The sequence below is a fragment of the Ruegeria sp. SCSIO 43209 genome, assembly GCF_019904295.1.
Classification (GTDB): Bacteria; Pseudomonadota; Alphaproteobacteria; order Rhodobacterales; family Rhodobacteraceae; genus Ruegeria.
On the sequence record NZ_CP065359.1, the window covers coordinates 1060905 to 1076866 of the forward strand.

Below are 15962 nucleotides of genomic sequence, written 5' to 3' on the forward strand. Positions count from 1 at the left end.
CAAAACCCATGAGCTTTTATGCCATCGAACAGGCCCCCGCGCGCCTGAACCGCAGCGAACTCGCCGTGCCGGGCAGCCAGCCCGGCATGTTCGAAAAAGCCGCGAACTCGGATGTGGACGTGATCTTCCTAGATCTCGAAGACGCGGTAGCCCCGGATGAAAAAGAGCAGGCTCGCAAGAACATCATTCAAGCCCTGAACGATATCGACTGGGGCAGCAAGACAATGTCGGTGCGCATCAACGGGCTGGATACGCATTACATGTATCGCGACGTTGTGGATGTAGTCGAACAAGCCGGTGCGCGGCTGGACCTGATCATGATCCCCAAGGTCGGCACAGCGGCAGATGTCTATGCCGTCGATATGATGGTCACGCAGATCGAAGACGCGATGGGTTACAAGAAACGCATCGGGTTCGAGCATATCATCGAGACCGCTCTGGGCATGCAGAATGTCAGCGAAATCGCGGCGGCCTCGAACCGCAATGAGAGCCTGCACTTCGGTGTGGCGGACTATGCAGCCTCGACCCGCGCGCGGACCACGATCATCGGTGGTGTGAACCCCGACTATTCGGTTCTGACCGACCCGGATGGCGATGCTGCGCGCGCGACCCATTGGGGCGATATGTGGCACTACGCGCTCGCCCGTATGGTTGTCGCCGCCCGTGCCAACGGTCTGCGTCCGATTGATGGTCCGTTCGGTGATTTCCAGGATCCTGAAGGCTATAAGGCAGCTGCCAAAAGGGCGGCGGTGTTGGGCTGCGAAGGCAAATGGGCCATCCATCCCAGCCAGATCGCTCTGGTGAACGAGGTCATGTCACCCAGCGATGCCGAAGTCACCAAGGCGCAGCGTATCCTTGTTGCTATGGCCGAGGCCGAGACCGCAGGCAAAGGTGCGGTGTCGCTGGATGGTCGTCTGATCGACTATGCCTCGATCCGCCAGGCGGAGGTCATGGTCGAAAAGGCTCGCCAGATTGCGGCAGCGTGATTTTAGCCCGCATTGGGCACTGAAGTAGGGGTGCGCGCGCTTGCCTCGGCAGGTCCGGGGCAGGCAACATCTGCAGACTTCGGTGGTCATTCATTCGATATGGCTGAAGTCTGCAACACACTACACTGAACACTCACAGCCTTGCCTGAAAACGATGTTTTTCGGACCAAACCAGATAGGTTCTGTCGCAATCTACGATCCCAATTGTCGCTTGCAAGGTAGTTCTTTTGGCGGCGTTCGCAAAACAGACAGGAGCGGTACGTACTGATCTTACTCAAGGGAGCACATTTTCCTGATGAAGTGATCTTCCACGCGGTTTTCCGCTACCTGCGCTAGCGTGTTTCTTGCCGGGACCCAGAAGAAACCATGTCGGAGCGGAGCGTAGTCTTGGACCACGCTGCACTGAACCGCCTTTTGAAGGAGACCAATAGCAGACCGTCAACTGGATAATACCTTTCGCCAAACAGGCGCCAGATCCACCAAGGTCAATGGTCAAAAGATTGCAACGGGTCCCGTCACGACAGAACCGGCTTCTATAAAGTGGCAACGGCGCAAACGCGGTTTTGAACCATGTCAATTTTGACGACGACAGCAGGGGGCCAAGACGTTCAATCAGTGTCGCATGATAGGTATTAAGCCAGATGACCTAAGCCTCGGTCAAAAACTGAATCTGCAGCATAGTGGTTTGAACAGGGCACCATGTCAGGTTCGAAAGCTGCATGAACCCGTCATCGACTCGTAAGATCTCGAACAGGTTTACGATCCGGATACCGAACTATTCGGGCACATAAGAGCCTGGTTCGCAAAGATGGGCGATCTTGAAACCGAACGTGGTGCCGAGTACGCCATTCTGCGCTTCCGACAAGCGTCATCAGCTCATTTTATACTGACTCACAACTACACGGGTTATCCAATGGTTCGTCAGGCACGTGGCATGGTGCGTGCGGGCGAGTTGAGCAAGCTGCGGTTGGTGCAAGTGGAATATGCGCAAGACTGGCTGACCGTACCCACCGCATCGGACAACAAGCAGTCCGACCGGCGCACCGACCCAATTCGGTCCGGTGCTGGTGTAATTGGTGATATCGGTACTCACGCGTTCAATCTGGCACATTTTGTAACTGCGAAGTGCCATCGCACCTTGCCGCTGACCTTTCAAGCTTGGTTCCGGGCCGCCAGGTGGACGACAACGCCCACGTCTTGATGCGCTATGCTAGTGGCGCGCGTGGAATGCTATGGGCCAGTCACGTGGCCGTGGGAAACGAAAACGGCCTGCGTTTGCGGGTTTATGGCGAACGTGGTGGTCTGGATTGGTCACAGGAACACCCTAACCACCTACAATTCACCCGCGTTGGCCAGCCTATGCAGCTCCTGACACGTGGATCAGGATCGGTGCTGCCGCAAGCCGCCCAACGAGCAACTCGTATCCCTCCGGGCCACCCTGAAGGATATTTGGAAGGCTTTGCAACCCTCTACGCCGAGGCCGCCGAACTGATCCGATGTGAGGATAAGGCGGACCACTTACTGCCCGGTCTTTTTGACGGTTTGTTGGGTATGGCGTTTATCTCAAGCGTACTGGCATCGGCCAAGACGAAGGCCGATGGTGCCGCATGAGTGCATAAGGGTTCTGCAGCGAAGCCTCCTGAAGTTTTAAGAAATGCATCTGACCTGCGGTATAAAGTGGTCAGTTCTTTGAGCTTTTGAAAGGAACAGACTCCAAGCGTCAGCTGACTTTTACGGATCATGTGCGCGACCTCGATTGTCGGCAAAAAAGTGCGGGGCGATACTTGTAGTAAAGCGTCCACATTGGCCGACATTGTCGCAAACAACTTCAAACTGGAATACAGATTTGAATCAGTTTCAGTTTGCTCACACCTTTGATGGGTTGGCATTGAGGGCCAGACAGAAAATGGCCTCCGAAATACCGGAGGCCAATCAAAGATATTAGCTCAACCTCTATTCGGCCGGCATAGTCGTTGCGTCAGCTGAGATTGTTGTCGCGATGCCCGCTGCTTCGCGCCGCCCATCATTCCAGATTGCTTTGATCAGTGCGATGCACATCAACGCCATTACAATAGAGAAGGGCAATGCACCTATCACCATTGCGGTCTGAATTGCTCCGGTACCACCTGAGACAAGCAAGCCCCCGACAACAAGTGCCAGAGCTGCGCCCCAGAACATGATGTGAGGCCTTGCCTTGGGACCTTCGTCGCCAGCTGCGTTGATCGTATTCACGATCAGCACGGCCGAGTCTGCAGACGTGACAAGGAACGTCATCAGCAGGACAACGATCACAGCGGCCATTGCCCACGCCAATGCTTCTGCAATCGGAGCAAGCATGTGTTCTGTCATCGCGAAGATCTTGTCACCGTTCGCCGCATCCAGGATGACGCCGTTTGCGTCTCCGTTCAGTTCCAGGTCGATTGCCGTGCCTCCGGCCCAGGCGAACCAGACAAAGCACATTAGTGCGGGAACAATCATCGCGCCCAACACGAACTCACGGATTGTCCGGCCCCTGGAAATCCGCGCCAGGAACAAACCGACGAAAGGTGCGAACGCGATCCACCACGCCCAATAGAAGACCGGCCACCAGCCTTGCCACTGCGCAAGAAGGAACGCTTCCGACCCTTCAACACCATCAGATGTGTATACGTTGAAGCTCAGCCATGGCAGCGCGACCACATAGTCCCATATGCCTACAAAAAACGCTTTGGCGCCAAAGAAGGTCGCTCCGAACAGGATGAAGAACCCCAGAAGGAAGATCGACAGGCCCATATTGATGTTCGATAGCCATTTGATGCCCTTGCCAACACCGGACAGGGCCGACAAGGTCGACGCGCCCATGATGACAAGTAGAGCGACGACGATACCCAAGTTTGTCGCAGAACCATCGGGCTGTGCGAGCCCACCGATGCCGATGCGTGTGAGACCTGCAACGAACTGTTCAACACCGAAGCCGAGCGTCTGGGCTACCCCAAGAATAGTGGCGACAACGGCGACGATGTCGATCAGATGACCGAGGTTGCCCGACAGTGATTTACCAAACAGTGGGGTCAATGAGGAGCGGATCGTCAGCGGCAGTCCGCGACGATAGCTGAAGAAAGCAAGCGCCAAGCCAGCTATCGCATAGCATGCCCACGCCCCGAAACCCCAATGCAGGTATGACCACACATACGCCGTTCGGACATTGTCTGCATCCAGTGCAGTCGTCACCCCCTGAATAACGGATGGATTGTTCTTGAAATGCGCGACAGGTTCGGCGACCGCCCAAGTTAACATTCCGACACCGATGCCCGCGCCAAACATCATCGAGAACCAGGAAAAGTTAGAGAACTCGGGTTTCTCGCCCTCTACGCCAAGTTTCATACGTCCAGCAGTTGGCCAGATGGCCAGCCCAATACAGACGATGACAAACCCGGTAACAACCCAGATATACCAGGCAGCAAACTGCGAAAGAATGGCGGCATTCCAATCGCCAAGAATTCTACCAGCCTGTGTTGGCCAGACTATGCACCAAACAACCAGCAGGCTGATGACGATCTTGCTGATCACCGTCACGTTGACGCTGAACCCCCGGTAAAAACCGTTGTCAGCGGTTTTTATCGGAAGTTCCGATAGCGGTGGTTTCATTGACATTTGTATTCCTCCCTTTGAATCTCCACTTCACGCGTCGAGCGCGACCGGGCCTTTCGGCCAACTGCAACAGGCCAGCACATACCCTTGCTCGGTATCACCGGGTTGCAGGCCGCCCATGTCCTGCATCTCAACATCGCCCTGAGTGAGGCGCACTTTGCAGTTGCCGCAAACGCCCTGCTGGCAGGCCGAGTCGATCCAGACGCCTGCGTTCAGCGCAGCCTCTAGCAAGGTCTCGCCCTCGGCGGCATGTCCGTGCAGACCGCTGAGTGAGAAATAGACCTCACCCCCCGTGCCGCTGCTTTCTTCGATAGTGATCTTTTCGCCAAAGCTTTCTTCGTGGACAGCGGCAAACGGAATGACAGAAGCCACATCACGGGCTGCTTTCATGAACCCTTCGGGACCGCACATGAAAATGCTGCGCTCGGCGTGATCAGGCACAAGTCGCTGCAGCAAATCTGCCGATATCTGACCGATTTCACCCTCAAACCCATCATTCGCTTCATCCACAATGGTATGGATGGTCACGTTGGCGAAGCGTCGGTTCAAAAACTCAAGCTGGTCGTGGAAAATGATGTCCCTAGGCGAGCGAGCGAAATGCACGAAAACGATGTCTTTCGGCAAGGTCACGTCGGTGACGTATTGCAGCATCGACATGACCGGGGTGACACCCGAGCCACCGGACAGGAACAATGGCTTATCGCTGGGGATATCCACCCAGTTGAAGCCACCGGTGATATCTGCAATCTCGATCTCTGTTCCGGGGACCATCTGATCGTTCAGATAGTTGGACACAACCCCACCGGGCACGCGCTTGACGGTGACCTGAATGTTGTGGGGCCGGGTCGGCGTGGACGAGATCGAATAGGCGCGTACATGCTGCTTGCCCTCGATCTCGAAACAGAAGGTCACGTATTGGCCTGGTTTGAAGTCGAAGCTGCGGCTTTGCGTGTCTTCAAAGACGAAGGTCTTGCTGTCATGCGTTTCATCGATCACCGCTTTGCAGGTCAAAGTGGCAGGCCCACCTGCGTAGCAGGGTTGGTTGTTGGCTGAATTCAGGGAAAACGGACTGTCCGTCGCAACGAGCATCTTGCGGAAACCTCCAGAATAGGGTTCGCGCGAGGATAATGGTGCGAGGGGACTGAAAAACGGTGCAGAATTGCGGTATCAATCGGTTAAAGCGATTGATCTGTGTTGGATTAGTTCTTTGAACAGGGTGACAGCTTGCGCCACCAGCGGATCATGGCGTTTTCGAACGTGCACGATGGAATAGATGGGCTGTGGGATCACCGGTGCGTCAGTAACCTGTTGCAATGTTGGATACTCGGCACACAGACCCGGTGCGGCAAATCCGGGGAAATATGCCGTTCCGCCGCTGGCTTTTAGGAAATCCAAAGCCAGATCATTGCTGCCCACCAGGGTCGAGCTTTGCGGCTGATCCAAAAACGCCTCGTCATGCTGGCGGTCAAAATATGATGTGTAGGCTACCTGAATGTAGCGCGTCCATGGAACGTCCTCGATACGGTCACAATCGGTGGACAGCATTACATAGCTTTCGCTGCCCAATTCGCTGACAAACATGTCAGGCGCCCGCTGCGGGACAAAAACAATACCGATATCGGTCTCGCCGGTCAGAACATCCCGCTGTATCTGTTGTGAGAAATTCGCCTCGAGATACAGGTCAAGATACGGGTTTCTTTCCCTGACTGCCTTAGTCCAGTCTATCAGCACGGATCGGGCCAAACTGAACTGAACTGATATACGCAAGCGTTGCCTGTTGCCGCTGCCACCCGCCTCAACATCGCGTCGTGCCAGACTCCAAGCAGCCAGAAGTGACCGGCAATGGGTCTCAAAGCGGCGCCCGGCGGCCGTGGGTTCAGCCCCGCCGCGCCCCCGTTCGAACAGACGCGTGTCCAGCTCCTGCTCCAACTGACGGATGCGAGCGCTGACCGTGGATTGGGTCACATTCAGACGTTCGGCGGTGCGGTTGAAGTTCCGCGTTTCCAGAACATCCATGTAGGTCACTAAAAGCTGGCGATTCATTTAATCGGTAATCCCGATCGATAGGTGCGTTTCAATTGTATTTATTTGCCAAAGTTTCGCAGATATCAAGCATCGTTGAACAAGATGTAAGCCCGCCCTTTTGGCGCTAGCAACAGGAGAAGTTCATGTTCATCGTCGATTGCGACTGCCACAACTATTGGTGCAGCGCCACGGTTCTGGAACCCTACATGGAAGGTCTTTTCAAGGACATGTTCGTCCGGGGTGAACGCACCGGCCCACGTGGTGCATTCCCACATGGCCATCGTCCCTGGTTCCATCCCGAAGGCTTTGCACGTCATGATGTGAACCCGGTTGAGGAAGACGACAACTACTTGATAATGAAGGAAAAGCACCTCGATAAATACAGTATCGACGTTGCGATCCTGACCGGCGACGAACCGATCGAAGCCTCAACGCTGGCCAACCCTTATTACGCCAATGCGCTGTGCAAAGCCTATAACGACTACATGATCGACTACTGGCTGCCCAAGGACGAGCGGTTCTGGGGCTCGATCGTGGTGGCACCGCAGGACCCGCATCTGGCCGCCGCTGAAATCCGCCGGGTTGGCGGCCACCCCCGTGTCGTTCAAGTTTTGGTGAGCCACGGTGCCGCACGCCCTTATGGCGACCCGTTCTATCACCCGATCTATGAGGCTTGCGCCGAAATGGGCTTGCCATTCGCTATGCATCTCGGCGGACAGGGCGGCATCAACTCGACCCCCATCGGGGCCGGGCCTTCGACCTTCTTCTGGGAAACCCACGCGATACTGCCGCAGACGGCCATGACCCACATGGCCAGCCTGATCGCCCACGGCGTGTTTGAGAAATGGCCGGGCTTGAAAGTGGTAATAATCGAATGTGGCGTCGCCTGGGTGCCCTCGGTTCTTTGGCGTCTAGATGCGAACTACAAGGCGCTGCGAAAGGAAACGCCGTGGCTCAAGCGTCTGCCGTCCGAGTACTTCAAGTCGAACATCCGCATGTCGACCCAGCCGTTGGAGCAGCCCGCGAATATCCAGCACCTGTGGGCCACGCTTGAGGCGATGGATGGAGAGAACACCCTGATGTTCGCGTCGGACTATCCGCATTGGGACTACGACGACGTCAACAAGCTGCATGTCCCGCCCGCATGGCGCGAGAAGATCTTCGGACTCAATGCGTTGGACGTATATACCCGTCTGCCACGCCCGATGGCGCATGCCGCCGAATAAAGAAGGAGACATCGACCATGGCAAACAAGTATTTCGCCTGCAAAACTGATGAAGTCCCCAGCGACGCGGCAAAGATCGTCACAGTTTCGAACATGCCCATCGGCGTTTTCAAACTCGACGACGGTTATCACGCTTTGCTCAACATCTGTCCTCACAAAGGTGCGGCCCTCTGCGAAGGCCCGGTCTGCGGTACGACCCGCCAAACGGACTCAACCGAATTTGTCTATGATCGCGCCGGTGAAATCGTCCGTTGCGCCTGGCACGGTTGGGAATTCGACATTCGCAGCGGTGAGTTTCTTGTGGATTCGTCCATTAAAACGAGACGCTTCGATGTATCAGTAGAGGGCAGTGATCTCTTCGTGCATCTGTAAGAAGCGGGTTTCACGACGAAGGTCAGAAATATTAGGCAGTTCAATCTTTCCTCCCAGCTGCCTGCGCTGGCATTGTCTAGGCATAGGCAATGCCAGTTTTATTTTTGAAACCGGAGATCTATCGCTGTGCTTTTCGTATTGGCTTGGAGGATGGCTATATGCACGTTCTGATTGGCCTACAGGAGGGCGCTCACCCTGGCCAGATATTCAATGAAAACAATTCATGGCTTGGCTAAGCCATTCTTACCAGCGCCCAAAACTATTTGTTTGATTGGCTTCATGAGGCATTGGGCATTTGCCACTTTTATGTCCCAGAAAATAGCAGACCGCGTAAATAGCTGTTCAAGGCCTTCTTGAAAACCATTGGGCTCATGAGATTTTCAAACTAAGGAAATGCATTTGAGCCCATATTTTACACGCCAATTCAGGTCCATTCGCAATTATCCCGCTTCCTCTGATCTACTGCAGTATAGAGTATTCAACTACAGCGGATTTACGTCTCAGTAATTCAGGCCGAGCGACGCAGCCCATCGGTTAAACGTTTTATTAAGAACGCTTAATAATCAAACCCTTCCATAGGGTTTGCGCAATGGCTGAATACATAGTTTTCCGAGGAGCAATCAATGGAGGTCGCTGAAATGAATGTTGTGAACACAACTCATTGGCCGTTCGGGTCAGAGGAGAGTTTCATCTTGTCGACCGAACCAGGCCTAGCTTCGCAAGGCGGCGTATCTAGTTCGATTGATCAAGTCGATTTGCCTTTTTTGAACCTCGATCCCCATGATCTCGAAGGGAAAGAAGATCTGCCGGATATCGAATTGCGCGGGTTTTGGGACGGGGTGATAGACAGCACGGTCAGCGCGTATCAAGGTGCTGGGTCTCACGAGGTTGAGTTCAATCTTTCGATGGTGAACCACGAGATCGCGACACGCGGAAGCGCCACGCTCATTTCCGAGCTGTACCATACACAGCAAGTCGCGCTTGAAACCATAAGCATGCATGGAACGGACATACCTGTTTCTTATGAGGCCCGGTCCGCCTTTGGATTTGAGGGCGTTCACATTGGTCAGGCAGCACAGTTTCAGCATCTGTCTATAGCCAGCGAACAGGGGGAGATGTTCGATGTGCATGGGTTCGATACAAATGGCGATCTGGTTTTGGCGTCATACGGCTATTACGAGGTCGTCGAGATCGCAGGCAAGCTTCACCAAAACAGAATTTCTGATTTTGCACTTAGTTTCGAGGTGTCGTTCGAGCTCGAAATGAATGAGACCGGTCTTTATGAAGTATTTGCTGCGGTCTCGTTCGATGGCCAAATTGACTTTAACGACGGAATGTCGCGCTACTTTGAGTTTGAAGAGGATATGTATTTCCCAGCTCGCGATCTGGGGAGTGTGGAATTTGGCCCTTTGCCAGATGGCTTGTTCCAACAACTGGCGATGTTTCAGGCTCATATGGGTGACGCCTGGGACGAGTTGGTGAGTTTGAACGATCAGCTTGAGGCGGTGTTTCTGCAGCTTCGTGAAGACGAGCACTATGATGAGTGGGATTTGGCCGGGCAGGGGATTGAAAATCCGTTCACTTTCGATTTGCCGCCAGTGGATCAGTGGCTATAACGATTTGGACATTCGGCCCTTTCTGCTGTTCAATCGGACAGGGCTAAGCCAACTCTGTCCGATCATGTGCGCTGGCCGCATCTGATTTTCGGCCGTCACAAGTCATAGGCAAATGGAAGATATTGAAAACACCAGCCCACCGTCACTCGATCAGATCCTCTCGCTGGAAAAACAGGTATGGACTGCGCTGGTTGAAGGCAATGCACAGGCGGACCGGGCACTGTTGAGCCCCGATTTTCTGGGCGTGTATCCAACGGGTTTTGCCAATCGCGACGATCATGTTGGCCAGTTCGCCGATGCGCCTACGATGGCGCAATATGAACTCAGCGATACCAGGTTGCGCGTCTTATCGGCGGATGTGGTTTTGCTCTCATACAGGGCAGATTATCTGCGTCCCGAAGCACAGGAATGGGAGGCGATGCTGATCTCATCCCTGTGGGAGCGGCGTCACGACGTCTGGATCAACAGTTTCAGCCAGGACACACCACTGGAACGGTCATGAGCCAGTCTCTTGTTATCAACCGCTTGCCGCGCGCTTTTCATACCGATCTGGGTGACGAAACACGCGCGGCGCTGCCCGATTTGACTGCCGAGCAGGGGGAGTTGATCGCGGGAACTGCGGGCTCTAGCCCCTACCTGAAAGGTTTGATTGACCAAGAAAGGGACTGGTTGCCGCACGCGTTGCAGCAACCGGACCAGGCATTGGCGGATGTGATGGGCGCAGCGCGCGCGCTGCCGCCGGATCAGTTGAAACCCGGTTTGCGGCAAGCGAAGAGGCGCATGGCCTTGCTGACGGCGCTGGCCGATCTGGCAGGTGCGTGGCCGTTGGAAAAGGTAACTGCCGCGCTGACCGACTTTGGCGCTTTGGCCGCAGATGTGGCAGCGAAGGCCGAAATTGCTGCGCTGATCCGGCGCGGCAAGCTGCCGGGTATGACCGAAGATGATGTCGAAACCGCAGCTGGTATGGTCATTCTGGCGATGGGCAAAATGGGCGCGTATGAGCTGAATTATAGCTCAGATATCGATCTGATCGTGCTGTTCGACGAAACCCGCTTTGATCCCGATGATTTCTACGAAGCGCGACAGGGCATGGTGCGCGCCACGCGGAATTTCTGTGCCACGCTCAGCGACAAGACGGCGGATGGCTATGTGTTCCGCACCGATCTGCGATTGCGCCCCGACCCGGCGGTGACGCCTGTGTGTCTGGCGATGGAAGCGGCTGAGCGCTACTATGAAAGCCTTGGGCGCACGTGGGAACGCGCGGCCTATATCAAGGCACGCCCCTGCGCCGGGGACATCGCGGCAGGTCTGAGATTCCTCGATGCATTGCGCCCGTTCGTCTGGCGGCGGCATCTGGATTTTGCCGCCATTCAAGACGCCCATGACATGCGCTTGCGCATTCGCGAGAACAAGGGAACGGGCGGAAGTCTCTCGATTCCCGGCCACGATATGAAGCTGGGGCAGGGCGGTATTCGAGAGATCGAGTTTTTTACTCAGACCCGTCAATTGATCGCGGGCGGACGTGATCCCGACCTTCGCGTCCGGGGTACCGTTCCCGGTCTGGCGGCGTTGGCGTCGAAGGGCTGGGTGCCCGAAGACGTCGCAGAGAAACTGACTGACCACTACCGCGCCCACCGCGAGGTCGAGCATCGCATCCAGATGGTGCACGACGCACAGACCCATAAGGTGCCAAATTCAGAGGACGGTTTCGAACGGGTCGCGTGCCTGATGGGGATCAGCAGCGCCGAATTGACCGCCGAACTGACCCGCCGCCTGACCGAAGTGCACGAACTGACCGAAGGGTTCTTCGCCCCTGGACCAGGCGCGGCACCCGTGCCGCTTCAGGAGGTTGAGTTTGACAAGGGTGTGCTGGCCCGCTGGCCGACTTATCCGGCGCTTCGATCGCAGCGTGGTGCACGGATATTCGAGCGGCTCAGGCCGGAACTTCTGGCGCGATTGGCAAAAACTGCGAAACCCGACGAAGCGCTATTGGCACTGGATGGTTTTCTGGCGGGATTACCCGCCGGAGTGCAGCTGTTTTCCCTGTTCGAGGCGAACCCGCATCTGATCGATCTGCTGGTCGATATCGTTGGAACGTCACATGCGCTCGCCACCCATCTGTCGCGCAACGCCTCGGTTTTTGATGCGGTGATTGGTGGCAGTTTCTTCAGCGATTGGCCCGGGCAGGCGACCTTGCAGTCGGACTTGACGAAGGCCTTGGCAGAGGAAAGCGACTATGAAACACAGCTCGATTTCGCTCGTCGCTGGTGCAAGGAGTGGCACTTTCGCATCGGTGTGCATCATCTGCGCGGACTGATCGATGGGGCGCAGGCCGGGCAGCAATATGCCGAACTGGCGCAGGCCGTGATTGCGGCGGTTCTGCCCTGCGTTGTCGACCAGTTCTCCAAAAAGCATGGACCGGCGCCCGGGCGCGGCGCCGCGGTTTTGGGCATGGGGTCACTTGGGGCAGGGCGCATCAACTCGCAATCCGATCTGGACATGATTGTCATCTACGATCCTCAGGATCAGGACATGTCCGATGGCCCTCGCCCGCTGGCAACGCGGACATACTACGCTCGTTTCACCCAGGCTCTGATCACGGCGCTCAGCGCGCCAATGTCGCAGGGACGGCTTTATGAGGTCGACATGCGTCTGCGCCCGTCGGGCAATCAGGGGCCGGTGGCTACAAGCTGGGCCAGCTTCACCAACTATCAGCAGAATGAGGCCTGGGTGTGGGAACACCTTGCTTTGACTCGCGCCCATGTGGTCGCAGGTGAAGCCGGTTTAGCCGAGGATATCGAAAACTTCCGCGCTGAATTCCTGTCGCAAACGCGCGACCACCAGAAGGTGCTGAAAGAAGTGGCCGCGATGCGCGAAAGACTGGCCGCAGCCAAAGCACCAGCGGGCGTTTGGGACGCAAAGAATGGGCCGGGCCGCATGATGGATATCGAGCTGATGGCAGAGACGGGCGCATTGCTGGCCGGATTGCCCCAGCGCGATGTACACTGGGGTCTGGACGGGGCGGTCGCTGTCGGGCTGCTGGATGTCGCGCAGGCGCAAACCCTGAAGGGTTGTTACGATTTATGCTGGTCGGTGCAATGTGCGGCGCGTCTGCTGTCGGGAAAGGTGATCGAGGCCGACAAGATCGGTGAAGGCGGTACGGCCTTTCTGTGTCGGGCGACCGGGTTCGATCAGGTCGAACAGCTGCAATCCGCGTTGCAAGACAATTACAGCACTGCGGCCTCGTTGATTGGCGCAGTGGTCGGAGGGGTTGAAGATGGCACGCAGTGATGATCCGAATGACCACAAAGGCCTGATCCGCGAGGCGTATCGCATTGAAGGCATCACCTTGCCCGAGTGTCGCAGCATCTTTCTGGATTGGGCGCTGAGCCTGCCCGGAGAGCTTGATCAAAATCAGGCCTTGACCAACCTGCACGCAGTCTATTCGGAACAGGCTGCTGATCATCCGATGACGCAGGTCCTGACCGAGGGTTTGCAGGCGGCCCAAGCCCCCAAGCGTCGTGGCGGCTGGCGCAAGCGCAATCGTTAACGGGGCTTTCACCCCCGTGCATTCACGATTATGAGGGCGCCATGACACCCGTAGCTGACCGCCCCCGTATCCGTTTGAAACCCAAGGCCAATGCGCGTGGCCTGCGCCATGGGTTTCCCTGGGTCTATGCCAATGACATCGTCACCGACCGCCGGACTCGCAAGATCGGGCCGGGGTCCTTGGCTGTGCTGGAAGACGAGAAGCGCGCGCCAATCGCTCTGGTCGCGGTGAATCCGGTCTCGAAGATCATGTGCCGGGTACTTGATCGCGATATCGGCGCGCAGTTGGATGCGGACTGGTTTGAAACCCGTCTGCGCCGCGCGCTTGAGATGCGCGAGCGACTGTTCGATGCGCCGTACTACCGCCTGATCCATGCCGAGGCGGATGGGTTTCCTGGGGTGATCATCGACCGGTTCGGCGACGCCTGCGTGATCCAACCCAACGCAGTCTGGGCTGAGGCACATCTTGAATCTCTGACCGACGCGCTAGTCAAGGTGACCGGGGTCGACACAGTGCTGAAGAACGCCTCAGGGCGCACGCGTGTGCTCGAGGGGTTGGACGACACCAATCTGACCTTGCGCGGCACCGCGCCCGATAAGCCTCTGCCGGTGCCAATGAATGGCGCAACCTACATGGCTGACCTGACTGGTGGGCAGAAAACCGGCCTGTTCTATGACCAACGCCCCAATCACGCGTTTGCCGCCAAGTTGGTTCACCCCGAGGCGCATGTGCTGGATGTATTCAGCCACGTCGGAGGCTTTGGTCTGGCCATGCTGGCGGGCGGCGCAGCACAGGCATTGTCCGTTGACGGCTCGGCAGCGGCGCTCGAACTGGCGGCGAAGGGCGCAGAAGCCTCAGGATTTTCTGCCCGTTTCCAGACCCGACAAGGCGACGCCTTTGATATACTGACCAAACTCGGCGAAGAGGGCGCGTTGTTCGACGTCGTCATCTGTGATCCCCCGGCTTTTGCACCTTCGAAACAGGCGTTGGATGCAGGTTTGCGCGCCTATGAGCGTACCGCACGTCTGGCGGCTCCGCTGGTCAAACCGGGCGGGTATCTTGGCCTCTGCTCCTGTTCTCATGCCGCTGATCTGGGCCGCTTCCGCGATGCCTCATCCCGTGGGATCGGACGGGCAGGACGACAGGCCCAACTGATCCGAACTGGCTTTGCCGGGCCGGACCATCCACAACTGCCGCAGCTGGCAGAAAGCGGCTACCTCAAAGCCGTGTTTTACCGTCTGTGAAGGCGGTTCTTGATACCTGCGTCATCTATCCCACGGTGATGCGAGAGATGCTGTTGGGCGCTGCGAGGCTTAACTATTTCACACCCGTCTGGTCTGCACGTATCCTCGAAGAATGGGCCCGTGCCGCCCGCAAACTCGGCCCCGAGGGAGAGGCGCAGGCGCGCGCCGAAATCGCGCTGGTTCAGGCCCATTGGCCAAATGCCGAGCAACCCGCCAACCTCGGTGTTGAACAGCGCCTATGGTTGCCGGATGCCGCCGACATCCACGTTCTCGCAACGGCGGTCACAAGCTCGGCAGATGTCATTGTCACCGTCAATGCCAAGGACTTTCCCAAGAATATTTTGGCCGACGAAGGGCTTGAGCGGCGCGATCCGGACGGGCTGCTGCATGAACTCTGGCTGTCCGACCCCGAAGGCATGACGCAGGTTTCCAAAGCGGTCCTTGCTGAAGCCAACCGGCTATCCGGTGCTCAATGGACCTTGCGCAGCTTAATGAAAAAAGCCCGCCTGCCGCGCCTTGGCAAAGCCCTGAGTACTTAATTCGGGATCCCATTCATCTGGCCAAAAATATCTCGGGGAGCGCGAGGGGCTGGCCCCTCGCTCCTATCCTAAACTCCCACGCCCCACTTTTGTTCAAGTACTTCCAGAGCTGCGATCCGCTCATCCGTCTTTGGATGACTCATCAACCAAGCGGGCACAACGCCCGCGCGCTGCTGTGTCAGATCCTCAAGCTTGTGGAACAAAGACTTCTGTGGACCAATCCCGATCCCGGCTTTTGTCAAAAGCGCTGCCGCATATTCATCCGCCTCATATTCATCACTCCGCGACAGGCGGGAGGCCAGCAAATGAGTCAGCATATTTGCAATCCAGGCTCCAATGAAGGGGATGAAGCGGTTCAATAGCATCATCAGCGCAGCACGCAGGGCGTTTTGACCCGAGAAATCAATCATCCGCCGCCGGGCGTGGCCAAGGGCGACATGGCCCAATTCATGCGCGATTACGCTTGCCATTTCTTCCGCTGATACTTCGCCGTTGCCAAATTTGCGATAAAAACCGCGAGTGATGAAAATACGCCCATCCGGCGCGGCCAGCCCGTTCACCGGATCGATCTCGTAGATGTAGACTGGGACCCGATCAATCCCCAAGGCTGCAGCCAGCCGGTCCGTCATGCGTTTTAGCGCAGGATCGGCCAGTTCGGTGGACTTCGCATCCAACTCACGATGCGTGCGCCAGACGGATATCCGGTACATCACAACGGCATAGGCTATGGCCAGCAGGATGGGTGTTAAGCGAAGCATGAGTTAGATATGGGCGG

General features: G+C 56.6%; 15 protein-coding genes. 11 read left to right on the plus strand and 4 right to left on the minus strand.

The genetic code is table 11. From position 1 onward, the window contains the following. Positions 1 to 8 precede the first annotated feature (8 nt). The 3 genes from I5192_RS05365 (at position 9) to I5192_RS22760 (ending at position 2597) form a co-directional block, all read left to right on the plus strand. Positions 9 to 986, plus strand: coding sequence for a CoA ester lyase (locus I5192_RS05365; RefSeq protein WP_223117914.1), 978 nt, complete (start codon positions 9 to 11; stop codon positions 984 to 986). Positions 987 to 1794: 808 nt separating this feature from the next. Further along, positions 1795 to 2187 carry a hypothetical protein gene (locus I5192_RS22755; protein ID WP_370644405.1) on the plus strand — a complete coding sequence of 131 codons (393 nt, stop codon included), beginning with the start codon at positions 1795 to 1797 and terminating at the stop codon, positions 2185 to 2187. Beyond that, positions 2163 to 2597 carry a Gfo/Idh/MocA family oxidoreductase gene (locus I5192_RS22760; protein ID WP_370644406.1) on the plus strand — a complete coding sequence of 145 codons (435 nt, stop codon included), beginning with the start codon at positions 2163 to 2165 and terminating at the stop codon, positions 2595 to 2597. The genes I5192_RS22755 and I5192_RS22760 overlap by 25 nt, the downstream gene beginning before the upstream one ends. 342 nt (positions 2598 to 2939) lie before the next feature. Here the strand turns inward: I5192_RS22760 and I5192_RS05375 are convergent, their stop codons facing one another. The 3 genes from I5192_RS05375 to I5192_RS05385 all read right to left on the minus strand — a co-directional run bounded on the left by I5192_RS05375 (position 2940) and on the right by I5192_RS05385 (position 6659). After that, positions 2940 to 4619 carry a BCCT family transporter gene (locus I5192_RS05375; RefSeq protein ID WP_170566031.1) on the minus strand — a complete coding sequence of 560 codons (1680 nt, stop codon included), beginning with the start codon at positions 4617 to 4619 and terminating at the stop codon, positions 2940 to 2942. 27 nt (positions 4620 to 4646) lie between these two features. Then, the gene (locus I5192_RS05380) at positions 4647 to 5705 is read right to left on the minus strand and encodes a hybrid-cluster NAD(P)-dependent oxidoreductase (protein WP_223117915.1); all 1059 of its coding nucleotides are present in this window, start codon (positions 5703 to 5705) and stop codon (positions 4647 to 4649) included. A gap of 78 nt (positions 5706 to 5783) precedes the next feature. Further along, positions 5784 to 6659, minus strand: a complete 876-nt coding sequence (locus I5192_RS05385) for a LysR family transcriptional regulator (RefSeq protein WP_170396625.1) — start codon at positions 6657 to 6659, stop codon at positions 5784 to 5786. Between the two features lie 125 nt (positions 6660 to 6784). Between I5192_RS05385 and I5192_RS05390 the strand changes: the two genes are divergently transcribed. The 8 genes from I5192_RS05390 (at position 6785) to I5192_RS05425 (ending at position 15187) form a co-directional block, all read left to right on the plus strand. Continuing rightward, the gene (locus I5192_RS05390) at positions 6785 to 7867 is read left to right on the plus strand and encodes an amidohydrolase family protein (protein WP_223117916.1); all 1083 of its coding nucleotides are present in this window, start codon (positions 6785 to 6787) and stop codon (positions 7865 to 7867) included. A gap of 17 nt (positions 7868 to 7884) precedes the next feature. Continuing rightward, complete coding sequence (locus tag I5192_RS05395; RefSeq protein ID WP_170396629.1) at positions 7885 to 8238, plus strand: Rieske (2Fe-2S) protein; 354 nt, start codon at positions 7885 to 7887, stop codon at positions 8236 to 8238. Positions 8239 to 8861: 623 nt separating this feature from the next. After that, a complete protein-coding gene (locus I5192_RS05400; RefSeq protein ID WP_223117917.1) occupies positions 8862 to 9854 on the plus strand; it encodes a hypothetical protein in 993 nt (330 codons plus the stop codon). Between the two features lie 112 nt (positions 9855 to 9966). Then, the gene (locus I5192_RS05405) at positions 9967 to 10356 is read left to right on the plus strand and encodes a nuclear transport factor 2 family protein (RefSeq protein WP_170396632.1); all 390 of its coding nucleotides are present in this window, start codon (positions 9967 to 9969) and stop codon (positions 10354 to 10356) included. After that, entirely contained in the window at positions 10353 to 13145 is a 2793-nt protein-coding gene (locus I5192_RS05410) for a glutamine-synthetase adenylyltransferase (protein WP_223117918.1), read from the plus strand. The genes I5192_RS05405 and I5192_RS05410 overlap by 4 nt, the downstream gene beginning before the upstream one ends. Then, entirely contained in the window at positions 13132 to 13404 is a 273-nt protein-coding gene (locus tag I5192_RS05415; protein WP_170396636.1) for a hypothetical protein, read from the plus strand. The genes I5192_RS05410 and I5192_RS05415 overlap by 14 nt, the downstream gene beginning before the upstream one ends. A 41-nt stretch (positions 13405 to 13445) precedes the next feature. Beyond that, entirely contained in the window at positions 13446 to 14648 is a 1203-nt protein-coding gene (locus tag I5192_RS05420; protein WP_223117919.1) for an RSP_2647 family RNA methyltransferase, read from the plus strand. Continuing rightward, positions 14645 to 15187, plus strand: coding sequence for an RSP_2648 family PIN domain-containing protein (locus I5192_RS05425; RefSeq protein WP_223117920.1), 543 nt, complete (start codon positions 14645 to 14647; stop codon positions 15185 to 15187). The genes I5192_RS05420 and I5192_RS05425 overlap by 4 nt, the downstream gene beginning before the upstream one ends. 68 nt (positions 15188 to 15255) lie before the next feature. Here I5192_RS05425 and I5192_RS05430 read toward each other — a convergent pair whose 3' ends face one another. Then, entirely contained in the window at positions 15256 to 15945 is a 690-nt protein-coding gene (locus I5192_RS05430) for a M48 family metallopeptidase (RefSeq protein WP_223117921.1), read from the minus strand. Positions 15946 to 15962 lie beyond the last annotated feature (17 nt).

Excerpts from the sequence above, each read along its gene's own strand:
- I5192_RS05365 (WP_223117914.1), top strand. The coding sequence starts at position 9 with ATGAGCTTTTATGCCATCGAACAGGCCCCCGCGCGCCTGAACCGCAGC.
- I5192_RS22755 (WP_370644405.1), top strand. The coding sequence starts at position 1,795 with ATGGGCGATCTTGAAACCGAACGTGGTGCCGAGTACGCCATTCTGCGC.
- I5192_RS05375 (WP_170566031.1), bottom strand. The coding sequence starts at position 4,619 with ATGTCAATGAAACCACCGCTATCGGAACTTCCGATAAAAACCGCTGAC.
- I5192_RS05380 (WP_223117915.1), bottom strand. The coding sequence starts at position 5,705 with ATGCTCGTTGCGACGGACAGTCCGTTTTCCCTGAATTCAGCCAACAAC.
- I5192_RS05385 (WP_170396625.1), bottom strand. The coding sequence starts at position 6,659 with ATGAATCGCCAGCTTTTAGTGACCTACATGGATGTTCTGGAAACGCGG.
- I5192_RS05390 (WP_223117916.1), top strand. The coding sequence starts at position 6,785 with ATGTTCATCGTCGATTGCGACTGCCACAACTATTGGTGCAGCGCCACG.
- I5192_RS05395 (WP_170396629.1), top strand. The coding sequence starts at position 7,885 with ATGGCAAACAAGTATTTCGCCTGCAAAACTGATGAAGTCCCCAGCGAC.
- I5192_RS05400 (WP_223117917.1), top strand. The coding sequence starts at position 8,862 with ATGGAGGTCGCTGAAATGAATGTTGTGAACACAACTCATTGGCCGTTC.
- I5192_RS05405 (WP_170396632.1), top strand. The coding sequence starts at position 9,967 with ATGGAAGATATTGAAAACACCAGCCCACCGTCACTCGATCAGATCCTC.
- I5192_RS05410 (WP_223117918.1), top strand. The coding sequence starts at position 10,353 with ATGAGCCAGTCTCTTGTTATCAACCGCTTGCCGCGCGCTTTTCATACC.
- I5192_RS05415 (WP_170396636.1), top strand. The coding sequence starts at position 13,132 with ATGGCACGCAGTGATGATCCGAATGACCACAAAGGCCTGATCCGCGAG.
- I5192_RS05420 (WP_223117919.1), top strand. The coding sequence starts at position 13,446 with ATGACACCCGTAGCTGACCGCCCCCGTATCCGTTTGAAACCCAAGGCC.
- I5192_RS05430 (WP_223117921.1), bottom strand. The coding sequence starts at position 15,945 with ATGCTTCGCTTAACACCCATCCTGCTGGCCATAGCCTATGCCGTTGTG.